Source organism: Pseudomonas sp. S1(2024) (assembly GCF_046557535.1).
The window spans coordinates 1-17853 of the sequence record NZ_JBKGFP010000126.1 but is presented as its reverse complement, the minus strand read 5'-3'; the positions used below and the strand labels follow the sequence as shown (position 1 = coordinate 17853).

Annotated in this window: 15 protein-coding genes and 1 pseudogene; 6 read left to right on the top strand and 10 right to left on the bottom strand. The window is 63.8% G+C overall.

What is annotated here, in order from left to right:
* Positions 1-125: 125 nt before the first annotated feature.
* Both ACLCGK_RS30985 and rlmKL read right to left on the bottom strand, forming a co-directional pair.
* Positions 126-2516 (bottom strand): diguanylate cyclase, encoded by a 2391-nt coding sequence (locus tag ACLCGK_RS30985; protein ID WP_410953563.1) that lies wholly within the window; start codon positions 2514-2516, stop codon positions 126-128.
* Positions 2517-2610: 94 nt separating this feature from the next.
* A complete protein-coding gene (rlmKL, locus tag ACLCGK_RS30980) occupies positions 2611-4803 on the bottom strand; it encodes a bifunctional 23S rRNA (guanine(2069)-N(7))-methyltransferase RlmK/23S rRNA (guanine(2445)-N(2))-methyltransferase RlmL (RefSeq protein ID WP_039614905.1) in 2193 nt (730 codons plus the stop codon).
* 561 nt (positions 4804-5364) lie between these two features.
* Here rlmKL and rmf point away from each other — a divergent pair.
* Complete coding sequence (rmf, locus tag ACLCGK_RS30975; protein WP_003248687.1) at positions 5365-5580, top strand: ribosome modulation factor; 216 nt, start codon at positions 5365-5367, stop codon at positions 5578-5580.
* A gap of 94 nt (positions 5581-5674) precedes the next feature.
* Here the strand turns inward: rmf and ACLCGK_RS30970 are convergent, their stop codons facing one another.
* Entirely contained in the window at positions 5675-6700 is a 1026-nt protein-coding gene (locus ACLCGK_RS30970; protein ID WP_410953562.1) for a quinone-dependent dihydroorotate dehydrogenase, read from the bottom strand.
* Positions 6701-7089: 389 nt separating this feature from the next.
* Between ACLCGK_RS30970 and ACLCGK_RS30965 the strand changes: the two genes are divergently transcribed.
* From ACLCGK_RS30965 to cobA, 5 genes are all read left to right on the top strand, one after another.
* Positions 7090-8304 (top strand): CmpA/NrtA family ABC transporter substrate-binding protein, encoded by a 1215-nt coding sequence (locus ACLCGK_RS30965; RefSeq protein WP_024086562.1) that lies wholly within the window; start codon positions 7090-7092, stop codon positions 8302-8304.
* A gap of 12 nt (positions 8305-8316) precedes the next feature.
* A complete protein-coding gene (locus ACLCGK_RS30960) occupies positions 8317-8892 on the top strand; it encodes an ANTAR domain-containing response regulator (protein WP_013971673.1) in 576 nt (191 codons plus the stop codon).
* A 309-nt stretch (positions 8893-9201) separates the two neighbouring features.
* The gene (locus ACLCGK_RS30955) at positions 9202-10413 is read left to right on the top strand and encodes a nitrate/nitrite transporter (RefSeq protein WP_013971672.1); all 1212 of its coding nucleotides are present in this window, start codon (positions 9202-9204) and stop codon (positions 10411-10413) included.
* Between the two features lie 9 nt (positions 10414-10422).
* Positions 10423-12093, top strand: a complete 1671-nt coding sequence (locus tag ACLCGK_RS30950) for a bifunctional protein-serine/threonine kinase/phosphatase (protein WP_039614901.1) — start codon at positions 10423-10425, stop codon at positions 12091-12093.
* Between the two features lie 27 nt (positions 12094-12120).
* Positions 12121-12861 carry a uroporphyrinogen-III C-methyltransferase gene (gene cobA, locus ACLCGK_RS30945; protein WP_410953319.1) on the top strand — a complete coding sequence of 247 codons (741 nt, stop codon included), beginning with the start codon at positions 12121-12123 and terminating at the stop codon, positions 12859-12861.
* Positions 12862-13043: 182 nt separating this feature from the next.
* Here cobA and ACLCGK_RS30940 read toward each other — a convergent pair whose 3' ends face one another.
* From ACLCGK_RS30940 to ACLCGK_RS30910, 7 genes and pseudogenes are all read right to left on the bottom strand, one after another.
* On the bottom strand, positions 13044-14081 hold the full coding sequence (locus tag ACLCGK_RS30940; protein ID WP_004376136.1) for an OmpA family protein: 1038 nt from the start codon (positions 14079-14081) through the stop codon (positions 13044-13046).
* Between the two features lie 111 nt (positions 14082-14192).
* Entirely contained in the window at positions 14193-14759 is a 567-nt protein-coding gene (sigX, locus tag ACLCGK_RS30935) for an RNA polymerase sigma factor SigX (protein WP_003248665.1), read from the bottom strand.
* Positions 14760-14871: 112 nt separating this feature from the next.
* Positions 14872-15696, bottom strand: a complete 825-nt coding sequence (locus tag ACLCGK_RS30930) for a mechanosensitive ion channel family protein (protein WP_004376138.1) — start codon at positions 15694-15696, stop codon at positions 14872-14874.
* A 2-nt stretch (positions 15697-15698) separates the two neighbouring features.
* Positions 15699-15971, bottom strand: a complete 273-nt coding sequence (locus tag ACLCGK_RS30925; RefSeq protein ID WP_133970848.1) for a CrfX protein — start codon at positions 15969-15971, stop codon at positions 15699-15701.
* 143 nt (positions 15972-16114) lie between these two features.
* A complete protein-coding gene (locus tag ACLCGK_RS30920; protein WP_024086559.1) occupies positions 16115-17110 on the bottom strand; it encodes a zinc transporter ZntB in 996 nt (331 codons plus the stop codon).
* Between the two features lie 27 nt (positions 17111-17137).
* Positions 17138-17629 carry a ribonuclease E activity regulator RraA gene (gene rraA / locus ACLCGK_RS30915; protein ID WP_013971668.1) on the bottom strand — a complete coding sequence of 164 codons (492 nt, stop codon included), beginning with the start codon at positions 17627-17629 and terminating at the stop codon, positions 17138-17140.
* A 126-nt stretch (positions 17630-17755) separates the two neighbouring features.
* Positions 17756-17853 (bottom strand): annotated as a pseudogene (locus ACLCGK_RS30910) (hypothetical protein); the annotation flags it as partial.

Genomic DNA, 17853 nt, shown 5'->3' with positions numbered 1-17853 from the left:
ATACCTGGGCGGTGGCGGCGATCCTCAACGATCCGAAACCCTGGGGCGCCTCGCAGGTGCTCGACCAGGTGCTGCTGGACCTGTACCGCCAGCCGAAACTGGCCGGCACCGACAACCAAAAACGATCAAGCCAACTCCCCCTCCACCCGGTCCCGCCCGGCCTGCTTGGCCGCATACACGCCTGCATCAGCCCGCAACAGCAAGGCATCGGCCCCTTCCCCCGGTCGCCAGCCCGCCACACCAAAACTCGCGGTCACCCTGCCCACGCCTTCCACCGGCACATTGCGCACCCCATGCCACAGTTCCAGCGCCAGCAGCCGCGCCTGCTCGGAATCGCTCCCCGGGCACAGCACCATGAATTCCTCGCCGCCCAACCGGCAGAAAACATCGGTACGGCGCAAACGCTGGCTGATACGCAGGCACAGGCTGCGCAGCACGCGATCGCCGACAGCATGGCCAAAATGGTCGTTGATGCGCTTGAAGTGATCGATATCGAGCATGATGACCGCCAGTGCCTGGCCATCGCGCTGGGCTCGTTCCAGCTCGAGCTTGAGCCGCTCCTGGAAGTAACGGCGATTATGGATGCCGGTCAGCGAATCGGTCACCGACAGCGCGCGCAACTCTTCCTCCACACCCTTGAGGTCGGAGATATCGGTCAGGTAGCCATGCCACAACGTGCAGCCCTGCTCGCCCACCTCCGGTGTCGCCTCGCCACGCACCCAACGCAGCCCGGCACGCGGCAGGCAGACCCGATATTCTTCACGCCAGGGCGACAGGTGTTCGGCCGAGTAACGCACCGAGCGGCGCACGCGCTCGAGGTCATCCGGGTGGATGCGCTCGAACACCGCCGTGGCATCCTCGCGCAATTGCTGCAGATCGACTTCGTAGATGTCGTACAGGCCCTTGCTGGCGTACGGAAAACAGGAATGGCCGTTGCCATCCAGGCGGTACTGGTAGATGCCGCCCGGCACCTCGGCACTGAGTTTTTCCAGAAGGCGGTCACGCGCCGCCAGCGCCTCATGCACCCGACGCCGTTCAGTGACATCGATGCAGATCGCCAGGTAACCGATCCATAACCCCTGTTCATCGAGCATGGCGGTGACCAGCATGTTGGCCACCAGTTGGCTGCCATCGGCGCGCAACAAGGTCCACTCCCCCGGCTCGGCACCATGCTCCTGCACTGTTTCGGCAAACATGGCCTGGCCACCTGCAATCGGCCGGCCGAAACGCAGGCTCAAGGCATGGGCACGCAGGCTCAACTCCTCGGGCAACACCAGGTCCTCCAGGCGCAGCTTGCCGATTGCCTCGCTGGCCGGGTAACCGAGCATGCGCTCGGCACCGGCGTTGAAGGTGCTGACCAAGCCCTTGAGGTTGGTGGCGATGATCGCCACCTGGGTTGCGGCATCCAGCACGCTGCGCAGCTGGTTATGGGTACCACGCAGTGACTGTTCGCTGACCCGCAGCTCGGCGGTACGCTGCTCTACCAGGGCCAAGGCGCGCTGGCGCTGGCTGAACAGGCTGTAGAGCAACACACTGAGCAGCAGGCTCAACAAGCCGCCCAGCAGGCTTACCGCCAGTACCGCGGAGGAGCGGTTGGCGCGCACGAAGGCCAGGCTCGGCCGGATACTCAGCTGGAAGTGGTGGTCAGCCAGGTGCAACAACTGGTTGATGGCCAGCGGCAGAGGTGCGACCGGGTTCTGTGAATCGAACATCACCTCGGGGCCATGCAGCCCGGTGGGGTCGACGATACGCACCACCAGGTTATCGTCTGCCGTAACCGGGCGCCCGTCACTGACCAGTTCACGCATGCTCAGCAGGGCCATCACATAGCCCATTGCCGCGCCGCGGGGGTTGGCATCGGAAAACACTGGCGCCACCATCAGCAGGCCACGCGCATCCGAGCTGGTATCGAACATGGGCAGTGGCTCGGACACCGCCATGCTGCCGGGCCCCAGCGCCCGCGCCAGTGCCGCCAAGGGCACTTCCTGGCCGGCGAGGTCCAGACCATAGGGCAGCCCGGGCAATTCACCCGACTGGGTATAGAGCACCGGGAAGTAATGGTCGCGCTGGGGGGATGGGTGCCACTGGCCTTGTTCATCCTGGTCGCGGATCACATAGCCCGGGCCGAAATGCACACTGGCCTGGCGCTCGAACTCGGCGCGTTGCGCGGCCTCGACACGCGGCGCCCAGGCGTAGGCCAGGGTCCGCTGCAGCAATGGCCGGGCGTAGCCGTCGAACTCGTGTGGGGTGATTTCGTTGGAAAAGCTGAAAAACCGCCGCAGCCCGTCCAGGCGCTGCTGCTGTTCGTCAAACCGCTCGGCGATACGGCTGAAACGCTCGCTGGCCAGCAGCTCGAAGCGCTGGCGCAGTTGCTGCTTGTAGAAGGTTTGCGTGGCTAACGCCAGGACGGCCGTCAACAGGCCACCTACGACCAGGGCGACCACGGCCACCGCCCAGGCGGACACTGCCTCTGTGCACAGGCCAAGCAACCGCGCACGCACGCCACCCTTTGACATACACCCATCTCGTCACGTCAGCGTCCTGCGGATTATCTTGCCCTGCCCTCAGTTATAGCTATTGGCCATTAGCCGCGCAATGTACCTCGTCGCCTCAACGAAGCTGCAGACGCCAGGCGCGATGGATACGGTTATTGCGCGCGAAGTCCGGGTCCAGGGTCTGGGCCGTGATCTCCTCCACCGCATAACGCGCCATAAGGTGCTCGTCCAACTGGAACTTGCGGAAGTTGTTGGAGAAATACAGCACGCCACCCGGCGCCAGGCGGGCCATGGCCAGGTCCAGCAGTTGCACGTGGTCACGCTGCACATCGAACACGCCTTCCATGCGCTTGGAGTTGGAGAAGGTCGGCGGGTCGATGAAGATCAGGTCATAGCTGTCGCGGTTGCCTTCCAGCCAGGCCATCACATCGCCTTGCTCCAGGCGGTTGCGCTCGGAGAAGCCATTGAGCGCCAGGTTGCGTCGCGCCCAGTCCAGGTAGGTTTTCGACAGGTCGACGCTGGTGGTGCTGCGCGCGCCGCCCTTGGCCGCGTGCACGGTGGCCGTAGCGGTGTAGCAGAACAGGTTGAGGAAGCGTTTGCCGGCTGCTTCGCGCTGGATGCGCATGCGCATCGGGCGATGGTCCAGGAACAGGCCCGTGTCGAGGTAGTCGGTAAGGTTGACCAGCAGCTTTACGCCGCCTTCGTTCACTTCCTGGAAGCGGCCTTCGGTCGCCTGGCGCTCGTACTGGCGCGTGCCGCTCTGCCGCTCGCGACGCTTGAGCACCACACGCTGCGGCGAAATGCCCAGGGCCTGCGGGATGGCGGCCAGCGCATCGAGCAGCCGTGCCTGGGCCTTGTCCGGGTCGACCGAACGTGGCGCGGCGTATTCCTGCACGTGCACCCAATCCTGGTACAAGTCGACCGCCAGGGCATATTCGGGCATGTCGGCATCGTACAGGCGGTAGCAATCGACCTGCTCGCGGCGGGCCCACTTGCCCAGTTGCTTGAGGTTTTTCTGCAGGCGGTTGGCGAACATCTGCGCCCCTTCCGACAGGCGCGCCGGCTCGCTGGCCGGTGCTGCCTGCTGGCGGGTTTCCGCGCCTTCAGGCTGCGCCTCGCGGCGCTCGCCGGTAACGAACTGGTCGGGCTGCACCTTGAACAGCAGCAGCTTGCACGGCAAGGCGCCGTTCCAGAACGCGTACTGCTTGTGGCTGCGAATACCCATGCGCTTGCCCAGCTGCGGCGCGCCGGTGAACACCGCCGCCTCCCAGCCCATGCAGGCCTGGCGCAGGCGCTCACCGAGGTTCTGGTAGAGGTACAGCAGGCTGGCTTCGTCACCCAGGCGCTCGCCATAGGGTGGGTTGCTGATGACCAGGCCCTTCTGGTTCTGGTCCGGGCGCGGTTCGAAGGTGCTGACTTCGCCCTGGTAGATCTTCACCCAGTCGCCCAGGCCGGCACGCTCGACGTTGTTGCGGCCTGGCTGGATCAACCGCGGGTCGGCCTCGTAACCACGGATCCACAGTGGTGGCTTGGCCAGGCCGGCCTGTGCCCGCGCCTGCGCCTCGTCATGCACCTTGCGCCACAATGCCGGTACGTGGCCGAGCCAGGCACTGAAGCCCCAGCGCTCACGCTTGAGGTTGGGCGCGATATCGGCGGCGATCATCGCCGCTTCGACCAGGAAGGTACCCACACCGCACATCGGGTCGGCCAGCGCGCCACCTTCGGCGGCAATGCGCGGCCAGCCGGCGCGGATGAGTACCGCCGCCGCCAGGTTTTCCTTCAGCGGCGCGGCGCCTTGCTGCAGGCGGTAGCCACGCTGGTGCAGGCTGTGCCCGGAAAGGTCGAGCGAGAGAATGGCTTCGCCACGGTCCAGGCGCAGGTGCACGCGCACATCAGGGTCGATCTTTTCCACCGACGGGCGCAGGCCTTCACGGTTGCGCAGCTTGTCGACGATCGCGTCCTTGACCTTCAACGCACCGAAGTGGGTGTTGTCGATGCCCGAGCCATGGCCGCTGAACTCAACTGCCAGGGTGCCGTCGGCTGCCAAGTGATCGGCCCAGTCGACCGCGTGCACGCCGTCGTAGAGGTCGTCGGCGTTCTTCATGGAGAAGCGCTTGAGTACCAGCAGCACCCGGTTGGCCAGGCGTGACCAAAGGCACAGGCGGTAGGCGGTTTCCATGTCGGCGGCGCCGCGAATGGCCGAGGTGTGCTCGCGCACGTCATCCAGGCCGAGGCCCCGCGCCTCTTCGGCAAGCAGGCCTTCCAGGCCTTTAGGGCAAGTGAGGTAAAGTTCGAAACGGTCCGACATGAGTAATCCAGCGCCTTGGGCTATTTGACTGACGGGGCGACGCATCGCCCCGCGATGTTTGCCCGCACACCTTTCCAGCAGGCGTGCGGGTGGCCCTTCCCGACACGCGAGCGTGCGATGAAAGGCCGGGCCGCCTGACCGATCTGTGCTTGGCCCAGTGGCAAAGACAGCTTAGATCATCAGGCAGTATGAAAAATTCTGGCGATACCAGGGCCGATGTGACCCTTCGTCGCATTTCAAATTATTTCTGTCATCCGCAAGCAACGCTGGCGAAATGACGTCAATGATCGGCAAACCCTGATCATAGCGGGCTCAACGCTAAACAAGGTTGAGTCGCATTTATTTACTTATCCCCTCACCCTTGGAAAGGTTACGTGCTTATGACAAATCGATCATTCACACCGTGACTCGCATTCGATAGAACTGGTCTCAGGCCACTTCGCAACGAGGTGGCACTTTCAGCTCGCCACGCCGGCAGCGAGCGCACACCGGCAGAAAGACTCTGCCCGGCCTCGGAGAGGCCGACGGGACATTACAGTCAACAAGTGAGGGCAACACCCTATGAGAAGACTTAAGCGTGATCCGTTGGAAAGAGCATATTCACGTGGCTACCAATACGGGGTCACCGGCAAATCCCGCGAACTTTGCCCCTTCAATCTTCCTTCTGTTCGCCAAGCCTGGATCAACGGCTGGCGTGAAGGTCGCGGTGATAACTGGGACGGAATGACTGGCACCGCTGGCATCCATAGACTCAACGAAAATCACGCCGTTGGCTGAACGAGGACACTGAATTCGATTCACCATGCACGCCCTATCCGGGCGGCGGGCGAAGGCCCAGGGGCCCCTTGATGGGGCCCTTTTTTATTGCCCATCAAACCCGTGGCATTGCCGCGATAGCGTCCACCGCCTCACGAATCAGCGCCGGCCCTTTATAGATGAAGCCGGAGTAGATCTGCACCAGGCTCGCCCCGGCAGCGATCTTCTCGGCGGCATGGCGACCTTCGGTAATGCCGCCAGCGGCAATGATCGGCAGCTTGCCGCCCAGCTCGCCCGCCAGCACCTTGACGATATGGGTGCTCTTCTCCAGCACCGGCGCACCCGACAGGCCACCCGCCTCGCCACCGTACGGCAGGCCTTCGACACCTTCACGCCCCAGCGTGGTGTTGGTGGCGATCACCGCATCCATGCCCGACTCCATCAACGCGGCGGCCACCAGGGCGGTTTCTTCGTCGCTCATGTCCGGGGCAATCTTGATTGCCAGAGGTACGCGCTTGCCATGCGTGCCGGCCAGTTGCTCGCGGCGCACGGCCAGGGCATCGAGCAGTTGCTTGAGCGAATCGCCGAACTGCAGGCTGCGCAGGCCCGGGGTGTTGGGTGAACTGACGTTGACCGTGATGTAACTGGCCTTGGTGTACACCTTGTCCAGGCAGATCAGGTAGTCATCGACGGCACGCTCCACCGGGGTGTCGAAATTCTTGCCGATGTTGATGCCCAGCACACCGTTGTAACGCGCAGCCCGTACCCGGCCGAGCAGGTGATCAACGCCCAGGTTGTTGAAGCCCATGCGGTTGATGATGGCCGTTGCCTCCGGCAGGCGGAACAGCCGCGGCTTGGGGTTGCCCGGCTGTGGACGCGGGGTGACGGTGCCGATTTCGACGAAGCCGAAGCCCAGCTGGGCGAAACCGTCGATGGCCGCGCCGTTCTTGTCCAGGCCGGCCGCCAGGCCCACCGGGTTGGCGAAGTTCAAGCCCATGACCGTAACCGGCAAAGCCGCCGGCTGCTTGCACAGCATGCCGTTGAGGCCGAGACGGCCACCGGCGCCGATCAGGTCCAGGGACAGGTCGTGGGAGGTTTCCGGGGAAAGCTTGAACAGCAGCTGGCGGGCCAGGGTATACATGGGCGGGCAAGGCTCGGGGTGAATGAGGGGGCGATTATAGCCAGCGTGGGGCCGGCATGACAGCAAATCGTGGGGCTGCTGCGCAGCCCATCGCCGGCAAGCCAGCTCCCACAGGTACAACACAAGGGCTGAAACCTGTGCTGTATCTGTGGGAGCTGGCTTGCCGGCGATGAGGCCAATGCAGGCGCCACAAGGCAGTTGCTCCACAGGGAAGCTCCCACAGGTACAACACAAGGGCTGAAACCTGTGCTGTATCTGTGGGAGCTGGCTTGCCGGCGATGAGGCCAATGCAGGCGGCACAGGGCAGTTGCTCCACAGGGATGCTGCCAGATGGCACATCGGTTGCACCGGAAAAGCCCACAGCCTTATCAGTACGGGCGAGGAACCTTGTGAACACTGCACCCCGAACAACGCCCCTGGCCTGGGTCAACGGCAGCGACGCGCCGGAAAAGCCCAGCCTGAACATCGGCTACATGGCCCTGACCGACTGCGCCTCGGTGGTAGTCGCCGCCACCCAGGGCTTCGCCCAGCAGCACGGCCTTACCCTCAACCTCAAGCGCCAGGGCTCCTGGGCCGGGCTGCGCGACAAGCTGGTCAGCGGCGAACTGGATGCGGCGCACTGCCTGTATGGCCTGGTGTACGCCGTGCACCTGGGCATCGGCGGTGTACCGGCCAGCGCCATGGCCGTGCTCATGGGGCTGAACCAGAACGCCCAGGCCATAAACCTGTCCCCGGCCCTGCAGCGCAAAGGCGTGACCAACCCTGAAGCACTGGCGCGCCTGGTGCACCAGCATGGCGCACGCCTCACCTTCGCCCAGACCTTCCCCACCGGTACCCACGCCATGTGGCTGTATTACTGGCTGGCCAGCCAGGGCATCCACCCATTGCGCGACGTCGACAGCGTGGTGGTACCACCGGCGCAAATGGCTGCGCATATTCAGGCCGGGCGCATCGACGGTTTCTGCGTGGGCGAACCCTGGGCTGCCCATGCAGTGGCCACGGGCCAGGGCTTCACCCTGGCCACCAGCCAGTCGATCTGGCCGGACCACCCGGAAAAGGTCCTGGCCTGCGCCCGCGCCTTTGCCGAGCAATATCCCAACAGCGCCCGCGCGCTGATCAAGGCGGTACTCGCCGCCAGCCGCTTCATCGAGCAAAGTCCGGAAAACCGCCGCAGCACCGCGCAACTGCTCAGCAGCAGCGCCTACCTGGACACTCCGCTGGCAAGTATCGAGCCGCGACTGCTCGGCAGCTACCACGATGGCCTGGGTAATCACTGGCAAGACCCGCACGCCCTGCGCCTGCACGATCACGGCCGGGCCAACCTGCCATACCTGTCCGACGGCATGTGGTTCATGACCCAGTTCCGCCGCTGGGGCTTGCTGCGCGATGACCCCGACTACCTCGGCGTGGCGCGCCAGGTCCAGCAACTGGCACTGTATGGCGAGGCGGCCCAAAGCCTCGGCGTGGCCTGCCCCGAGCAGCCGATGCGCAGCAGCCTGCTGATAGATGGCAGCCGCTGGGACGGCAGCGACCCCTACGGCTATGCCCGCAGCTTCAGCCTGCATGCCTTGGGCGACCTGCCCGATGCCCGTGTCGGCGCGTGAGGGGGACCATTCATGTTGCGCATCCTGCTGATCGACGACACCCAGAGCAAACTCGGCCGCCTCAAGGCGGCCTTGAGCGAGGCCGGCTTCGAAGTCATCGAAGCCCCAGGCCTGACCATCGACCTGCCCGCCTGCGTCGAAACGGTGCGCCCGGACGTGGTGCTTATCGATACCGACTCACCGGACCGCGATGTGATGGAACAGGTGGTCCTGGTCAGCCGTGATCAGCCACGGCCAATCGTGCTGTTCACCGACGAGCATGATCCCGGGGTGATGCGCCAGGCGATCCAGGCGGGGGTTAGCGCCTACATCGTCGAAGGCATCCATGCCGCGCGGCTGCAACCGATCCTGGATGTGGCCATGGCCCGCTTCGAAAGTGACCAGGCGCTGAAGGCGCAGCTGCTCGCACGGGACCAGCAACTGGCTGAACGCAAGCGCATCGAGCAGGCCAAGGGTTTGCTGATGAAGATGAAGGACTGCAACGAAGAACAGGCCTACACCCTGATGCGCCGCCAGGCCATGAGCCGGCAGCAGAAGCTGATCCAGGTGGCCGAGCAGATCATTGCCATGCACGAGATGCTGGGCTAGCAACCTGCTTCACGCGGTCCCCTGTAGGAGCGGCCTTGTGTCGCGATGGGCTGCGCAGCAGCCCCGGCAATCTCTGCCGCGAAGCTGAGATCCTGGGGCTGCTGCGCAGCCCATCGCGACACAAGGCCGCTCCTACAAGGAGACTGCAACTTCTCAGAGTTGGCCCATCTCTTGCTGAACAAATATCACCGGTAGCCAACGGCGGTTGCCCCACTTAATCCCCGACAAAGACGTCGCTCTCCCCTCCACGCACGTGGAGCGGGTAGCGGCGTCTTTTTCGTTCCGTTGCATTGCCGAGTGAGGTGTTCGATGAGTACCAGCTTCTGGAAATCCGGGCATGTGCCCACGCTGTTCGCCGCGTTCCTGTACTTCGACCTCAGCTTCATGGTCTGGTACCTGCTTGGCCCATTGGCGGTGCAGATTGCCGCCGATCTGCAGTTGAGTGCACAACAACGGGGCCTGATGGTGGCCACGCCGATCCTGGCCGGGGCGATCCTGCGCTTCGCCATGGGCGTGCTGGTCGACCGCCTGTCACCCAAGACCGCGGGGCTGATCGGCCAAGTGGTGGTCATCGTCGCCCTCGCCGCTGCCTGGCACCTGGGCGTGCACAGCTATGAACAAGCGCTGCTGCTGGGCGTGTTCCTCGGCTTTGCCGGCGCTTCGTTCGCTGTGTCACTGCCGCTGGCCTCGCAATGGTACCCGCCACAGCACCAAGGCAAAGCCATGGGCATTGCAGGTGCCGGCAACTCCGGCACGGTGTTCGCCGCCCTGCTGGCCCCGGCGCTGGCTGCGGGCTTTGGCTGGAACAACGTGTTCGGCTTCGCGCTGATCCCGCTGTCGCTGGCCCTGTTGGTGTTCGCCCTGCTGGCACGCAATGCTCCGCAGCGGCCCAAGCCAAAAGCCATGGCCGACTACCTCAAGGCCCTGGGCGACCGAGACAGCTGGTGGTTCATGTTCTTCTACAGCGTCACCTTCGGCGGCTTCATCGGCCTGGCCAGCGCCCTGCCCGGCTATTTCAGCGACCAGTATGGCCTGAGCCCGGTCACCGCCGGCTACTACACCGCTGCCTGCGTGTTCGCCGGCAGCCTGATGCGCCCGCTCGGCGGCGCCCTGGCCGACCGCTTCGGCGGCATCCGCACCCTGCTGGGCATGTACAGCGTGGCGGCCATCTGCATCGCTGCAGTCGGCTTCAACCTGCCTAGCGCTGCCGCCGCACTGGCCCTGTTCGTCAGCGCCATGCTCGGCCTGGGGGCCGGCAATGGCGCGGTGTTCCAGCTTGTGCCGCAACGCTTCCGCCAGGAGATCGGCGTGATGACCGGGCTGATCGGCATGGCCGGCGGCATCGGAGGCTTCCTGCTGGCCGCCGGGCTTGGCACCATCAAGCAGCACACCGGTGACTACCAACTGGGGCTGTGGCTGTTCGCCAGCCTGGGCTTGCTGGCCTGGTTCGGCCTGCACGGCGTGAAACAGCGCTGGCGCACCACCTGGGGCTCGGCTGCGGTTACCGCGGCACGGGTCTGAGGCACAGCCATGAGCCTGCAACTGAACTTTGCCCAGGCCAGCGCCACCGGGCCGCGCGAGGAAAATCAGGACGCCCTGCGCCTGGTTACCCCGGCACCGGAGCTGGCCGCCAGCAAAGGCTACCTGTTCGCCCTCGCCGACGGCGTCAGCCAATGTGCCGATGGCGGCCTGGCAGCCCGTGCCAGCCTGCAGGCGCTGGCCCTGGACTATTACGCCACCCCCGCGACCTGGAGCGTGGCCCAGGCACTGGACCGCCTGCTGCTGGCGCAAAACCGCTGGCTGCGCGCCCAAGGCAGTGGCCAGCCACTGCTGACCACCCTCAGCGCGCTGGTGCTGCGCGGCCGACGCTTTACCCTGGCCCACGTGGGAGACTGCCGCGTGTACCGCTGGCACGCCGGGCGCCTGCAATGCCTGAGCGAAGATCACGTATGGGACCAGCCCGGCATGCAGCATGTACTGAAGCGTGCGCTGGGCCTGGACCAGCATTTGCTGGTGGATTACCTGGAAGGCGAGCTGCAGCCGGGCGAGAGCTTCCTGTTGTTGAGCGATGGCGTATGGGCCAGCCTGGGCGACCAGCACATCCAGGCGGTGCTGCGCGAGCAACCCGACCTGCAACTGGCCGTCGATACCCTGGTCGCCAGCGCGCACCTGAACGGTAGCCAGGACAACGCCAGTGCCTTGCTGGTGCAGGTCGAGCAATTGGGCACTGCCAACCTGGGTGACACCCTGGCGCAACTGCAGCAATGGCCGGTGCCCGGCCCGTTGCGTGAAGGCCAGGTAATCGATGGCTGGCAAGCCGAAAAGCTGCTTTCGCAAAGCCGCCAGTCGCTGCTGTACCGGGTGCGCGATAGTCAGGGCCGAGCCTGGCTGCTGAAGACACTGCCACCCGCGCGCGAGCAGGAGCCCGGCGCGGCGCAAGGGCTGTTGCTGGAGGAATGGTTCCTGCGCCGGGTCGCTGGCCGGCACTTTCCCGAGCTGCACACCGCCAGCCAGCGCCAGCACCTGTACTACGTGATGCGCGAATACCCCGGCCAGAGCCTGGCGGCGCTGCTGGCCGAGCATGGCCCGCTGCCCATGCCGCAGTGGCTGGAGCTGGCCCGGCAGCTGCTGCAGGCGGTCGGCGTATTGCACCGGCGCAACCTGCTGCACCGCGACATCAAGCCAGAGAACCTGCACCTGGGCAGCGATGGGCAGCTGCGCCTGCTGGACTTCGGCCTGGCCTACTGCCCGGGCTTGTCCGAAGACCCGCTGCACGAGTTGCCGGGCACACCGTCATACATTGCCCCGGAAGCGTTCGACGGCCAACCGCCCAGCCCACGCCAGGACCTGTATGCCGTGGGAGTGACGTTGTATCACCTGCTGACCGGGCATTACCCCTACGGCGAGGTGGAGGCCTTCCAGCGCCCACGCTTCGGCCAGCCGGTCAACGCCGCGCGTTACCGCCCTGACCTGCCGGAATGGCTGCAGCACAACCTGCAGCAGGCACTGGCAGCCGACCCGGCGCAGCGCTTCGAAACCGCCGAACACTGGTTGCTGCTGCTCGAACGTGGCGACCGCCAGGAGCTGCCCACCCGGCCACGGCCGTTGCTGGAGCGCGAACCGTTGAAGGTCTGGCGCACCCTGGCCCTGCTGTCCTTGCTGTTCAACCTGATTTTGCTGCTCACCCTGCTCAAGGGCTGAACGCACCTTGCCGATGAGGAAACCCTGATGAATGCGAAAGTCTGGCTAGTTGGTGCTGGTCCTGGTGATCCGGAGCTGCTTACCCTCAAGGCTGTACGCGCCTTGCGGCAAGCCGCTGTGGTGATGATCGACGACCTGGTCAACCCGGTAGTGCTGGAGCACTGCCCACAGGCCCGGGTGATTGCCGTGGGCAAGCGCGGCGGCTGCCGCTCCACACCGCAGGCTTTCATCCAGCGCCTGATGCTGCGCCATGCGCGGCAAGGGCGCTGCGTGGTGCGGCTCAAGGGCGGCGACCCGTGTATCTTCGGCCGCGGCGGTGAAGAGGCGCTGTGGTTGCAGGGGCATGGTATCGAGGTAGAAGTGGTCAATGGCATTACCGCCGGCCTGGCCGGCGCCACGCAATGCGGTATTTCCCTGACCTCACGTGGCGTTAGCCGTGGCGTGACGCTGGTCACGGCCCATACCCAGGACGACAGCGAACTGAACTGGGCGGCCTTGGCCCAGGGCGGGACGACCCTGGTGGTGTACATGGGCGTGGCCAGGCTGGAGCAGGTGCGCCAAGGGTTACTGGACGGGGGCATGGCACCGGCGACGCCGGTGGCGATGATCGAGAATGCCTCGTTGCCGCAGCAGCGGGAATGCAGGAGCGATGTGCGGGGGATGGTCGAGGATGCGCGGGGGTTTGGCTTGCGTAGCCCGGCGATTTTGGTGATTGGGGAGGTGGTTGGGGAACAGGTGGTTCAGGAATTGGTGGCAATAGCAGGTTGATGCAGTGCCTGTAAAGGCCCCTTCGCGGGGTTTCCCGCTCCCCCAAAAACTTCACCCCACCTCCCACATACGACGAACCTGTGGGAGTGGGCAAGCCCGCGAAAGGGTCGGCACACACCACACAAATCCCAGGCAAAGAAAAACCCGGCCGAGGCCGGGTTTTTCATGAAGCTTCAAACCAATTACTTGGCCTGGGCTTCTACCTGAGCTTCAACGCGACGGTTGACAGCGCGGCCTTCTTCGGTGGCGTTGTCGGCAACCGGACGGGTTTCGCCGTAGCCAACCGAATCAACACGGCTGGATTCTACGCCGTACTGCTGGGTCAGGACCTGCTTGACAGCGTTGGCACGACGCTCGGACAGCTTCTGGTTGTAAGCGTCTGGGCCGACGGAGTCAGTGTGACCTTCCACGGTAGTGGTGGTCTGTGGGTACTGCTTCATGAAGTCAGCCAGGTTCTTGATGTCGCCGTAGCTGTTTGGCTTGACGACCGACTTGTCGAAGTCGAACTTGACGTCCAGCTCAACGCGAACGACTTCGGCAACAGCCGGGCAGCCATCAGCGTCAACGGTAACGTTGGCCGGGGTGTCAGGGCACTTGTCGACGTTGTCGCAAACGCCGTCGTTGTCGGAGTCGGAGCACACTTCGGCAACTGGGGCCGGAGCGACTTCAGCTTGCTTCGGGCTACCGCCGAAGTTCAGACCAACACCAACGGTCGGGCCCCACTCGGTGTTGCCGTTGTCGATGTTGTACATGGCTTCTACGCCAGCACGGGCGAAGAACATGTCGGTGATGTACCACTTGGCGCCAGCGCCAACGTTGGCGAAGGTGGAGTGGTCGCGGCCGCTACGAGTGGCCTGGCCCAGGCTCTCGTGAGCGAAACCGGCGGAAACGTACGGACGCAGAGCGTCGCCAACGGTACCGAAGTGGTAGGTAGCGTCGAGCTTGGCCTTGGAACCTTTGATGTCTTTGTTGAAGACTTCACCACGAGCGTTGTGGGTCTCGTTGTAGCCGAGGTCCAGGGAAACGTCGTCGGTCAGGAAGTAGCCCAGGCGAACACCAGGATTGGTGCCGTCGTTCTTGAAGTTACGTTCGCTGTCGTAGTACTGCTTGGTAACGTTGCCTTCGATTTCCACAGCGCCTTGGCCTTGAGCCAGAACGCCGAACGAAGTAGCAGCGACGAGCGAGCCAATGGCCAAGCCCAAGGTGTTTTTCAATTTCATCCGTTAAATCCCCATCTGGTGATAGTTAAGCAGTCCCACCACAAACAAGGGGGACAACTCGACGGCAAGTCTAGCAGAACTCGCCGGTTCGTTAGAGATATTTGCACGCCACTAAGTTTCATCGAGGCCGGCAAATTTCTCCCGAAGCTTGTCTAGCGCGCGCTTGTAGCGCATTTTTGTCGCGCTCAGGCCCATGTGCATGATGTCGGCAATTTCCTGAAATTCCAGCTCTGCGACAAAACGCAGCACCAGGATTTCCCGGTCAATCGGGTTCACATGCACCAGCCACTTGTCCAGCCCGCCTTTTTCTTCCGGCTTCGGAGCCTTGTCTTCGGACGCCTCTTCGACAGGGTCCAGACTCAAGGCATCCATCAGCCGACGTTTACGGCGCTCCTTGCGGTACTGGGTAATGCATTCGTTGTAGGTGATGCTGTAGAGCCAGGTCTTGAACTTGGACTTACCCTCGAAGTTCTTCAGCCCGTACAGCACTTTCAACATGACTTCCTGACAGACATCGTCCGCGTCACGGTCGTTCCCCAGATAACGTGCACAGACGTTGAACAGGGTCCGTTGGTAGCGCCGCATGAGCTCCTCATAGGCGCGGGTAACGTGGTACAGCTCTTCATGCGAACGCGCCACCAACTCTTCGTCGGTGAGCTCGCGGGGGTCATAACGCATGGGCGGCGAATGAACTTTATTCAAAACGGATCTGGCCGACAGTCAGGTCAATGTCGCCGCGCGACCCCGTGGGTCGATTTTCGCGGCGGCATACATTAACAGCTTTGTGCGGTTAGCGGCTATTGACTCGCTGCTCAAGCAACTCGCGATTGGACAGCGACACCAGTTCGCCATCATCGGTCAGCAGCGTCGTCTTGACCGTACCGATTTCCTCGATGTGCCCTTCGACCTCTCCAATTCGCACCTGCTGGCCCACCTGATAAAGTTCGCGCACGTAGATGCCGGCCAGGATCTGCCCGGCGATTTCGCGGCTACCGAGGCCCATTGCCAACGCAACGGCCAGACCAACGGTAATCAGCCCGATCACGATCACATGGTTCAGCAGGTCGGTTTTCACCTCCAGCTGGCTGATGGCCACCGAGATGCTGATGATGATCACCAGGCCTTGGGTGATACGGCCCAGGCCTGCCGAGTATTCCAGGCCGATGCCTTCGGCAGCGCCGCGTACCAGGCCGTTGGCCACCTGGGCCAGCAGCACGCCGGCCAGCAGCACCAGGGCTGCGCCGAACACCTTCGGCAGGTAAAGGGCAAGCATGTCGAGGGTTGCCGAAACCCGCTCCAGGCCCAGCGACTCTGCGGCCGAGACCAGGAAGATGAGCAGCACGAACCAGTAGACGATCTTGCCGATCAGGGTGGAGATGGGTACCTGGATGCCGACCCGGCCGAGCATCTTGGTCAGGCCGGTGCCGGCCATCAGGCGGTCCAGGCCGAACTTGGCCAGCAGTTTGGACAGCAGCGTGTCGAGCAGCTTGGCCACCACGAAACCGAGCAGCACCACGACCAGCGCGCCGAACAGGTTGGGGATGAAGTTCGCTACCTTGGTCCAAAGGGCAGTCATGGCGGTGACCAGGCTCTGGGTCCAGAGATCGAGTTCCATATTCAATCGGCCTTATCTGCTTTGCTGCCGTTGGCAGCGTTGCGGGAAGAGTGTCGACGCACCGGCGCAACATGCGCCGCGCCATTGTTCACGGCGATCAGCAGCGCCTGGCTCCAGCGGCCAAGCAGGCTGAACAGATCGCCCGCGCCAACCTGGCGGTTGGCGGTTTTCAGCACGCGACCCAGGCAAGCGGCGTCGTCCCGGTCGTCCCGGTCATTGCCGGAGGGGGACACCTTGAGCAGGTCGCGCAGGGATTCTTCAAACGGATCGTGCATGGGCACCTCGCGCAGTGTCAGTCAGAGACGAGATGGCCGGTCGATGGGTCACACATCGCATTGGGACGAGTGTTTCAAAATGAATGCGCGTCGGCTTCTTCGCGGGCGTGCCCGCGAAGAGGCCAGAGCAGGTCAATCGACATCTATACCCACCGCAACCGCCGAAACAGCCACCACTGCCCCACCGCAAGCCCCAGCACGACGATGCAGGCGAACAGGAAACCATAGGGGTTTTCCGCCCCGGGGATGCCGCCGACATTGATGCCCAGCAGCCCGGTGATGAAGCTCATGGGCAGGAAGATGCAGGTGATGATGCCGAAGCGGTACATGGTGCGGTTCATGCGCTCGCTACGCCGGCGATCCTGGCTTTCCAGCACCAGCGCGGCACGTTCGCGGGTCAGTTCCAGCTCTTCGAGGTAGCGGATGAGGCTGTTGTTCAGCTCGTTCCAGTAATCGGCATCGGCATCGGCGAACCAGCTCCATTTGCTGCGCGACAACTGGGCGTAGATTTCCCGCTGCGGGGCAAGAAAACGCCGCAGACCGGCGGCACGCCGGCGGATCTGCTGCAGGCTGCCGTTCTCCGGGGTATACCGTTCGTCGGATTCAACCTTTTCTTCTTCAATGTCGGCCAGTTCGGACAGGTCGCTGACCAGACCCTGAACCTTTTCGGTGAGCAGTTCGCCCATCAGCAGCAACAGCTCGGAAGCCGATTTCGGGCCCCTGCCCTCTTCGAGCTTCTGGAGAATCTCGTCACTGGCGCGCAACGGCCGCAGGCGCAGCGAGATGACCCGCTGCGCCTCGGCAAAGATACGCACCGAGACCATGTCTTCCGGCTCTGCACCCGGGTTGAGGTTGACCCCACGCAGGAACAGCAACAACTGTTCATCGGCCATGGGCAGCAGGCGCGGCCGGGTGTTTTCTTCCAGCAGCAGCTCGCAGGCGAACGCGCTCAGGCCGCTGTCGTGCAGCAGCCAGGTGCGGGTTTGCGGATGGCTGCGATCCCAGTGCAGCCACAGGCTTTGCTCGGGTTGCAGCTGCAGGTCGTCCAGCTCGGTACGGGCAATCGAGCGCGCGCCACCTTTGCCATCGAGCACCAGGGCGTGCACCAGCCCCCACTGCGCGTTGTCTTCCTCGAACATCAAAGCTCCATCAGCGCGGGCGGCGCCTTACTCAGGCATTTTCAACGGGCTTGGCGAGACCAGCACGCCATTGTTGTCGGCATACACATACTCGCCCGGGCGGAAGGTCACCCCGGCGAAGGTCACTGGCACGTTGAGGTCGCCGATGCCGCGCTTGTCGGTCTTCATCGGGTGGCTGGCCAGGGCCTGCACGCCGACGTCGGTCTGGATCAACACGTCGACGTCACGCACGCAGCCGTAGATCACCAGGCCTTCCCAACCGTTCCTGGCAGCCTTCTCGGCGAGCATGTCGCCGAGCAGTGCGCGGCGCAGCGAGCCACCACCATCGACGACCAGGACCTTGCCCTTGCCATCGAGCTCGACCTGCTCCTTGACCAGCGAGTTGTCTTCGAAGCACTTGATGGTGACGATCTGGCCGCCGAACGAATCGCGGCCACCAAAATTGCTGAACATCGGTTCCAGCACCTGCACCAGGTCCGGGTAGGCATCACACAGGTCGGGCGTAACGTAATGCTGCATGGGAAGCTCCTGTCAGTCACAACGAAAGCGGATATCGGCCAAGGCTACACCGTAGAGCCCATTGCAGTCATCCGGGACCAAGCAGTCAGTTGTGTTTTGCCTGTACCGGCCCTTTCGCGGGCACGCCCACCAGTCGCTCTGTTTGTCGCCAAAGCGCCCGAACAGGCCATGCCAGCGCATGCTTTCCAGGGCCAGGCCGATCGGCTCATCCTCCGGCCCACGTT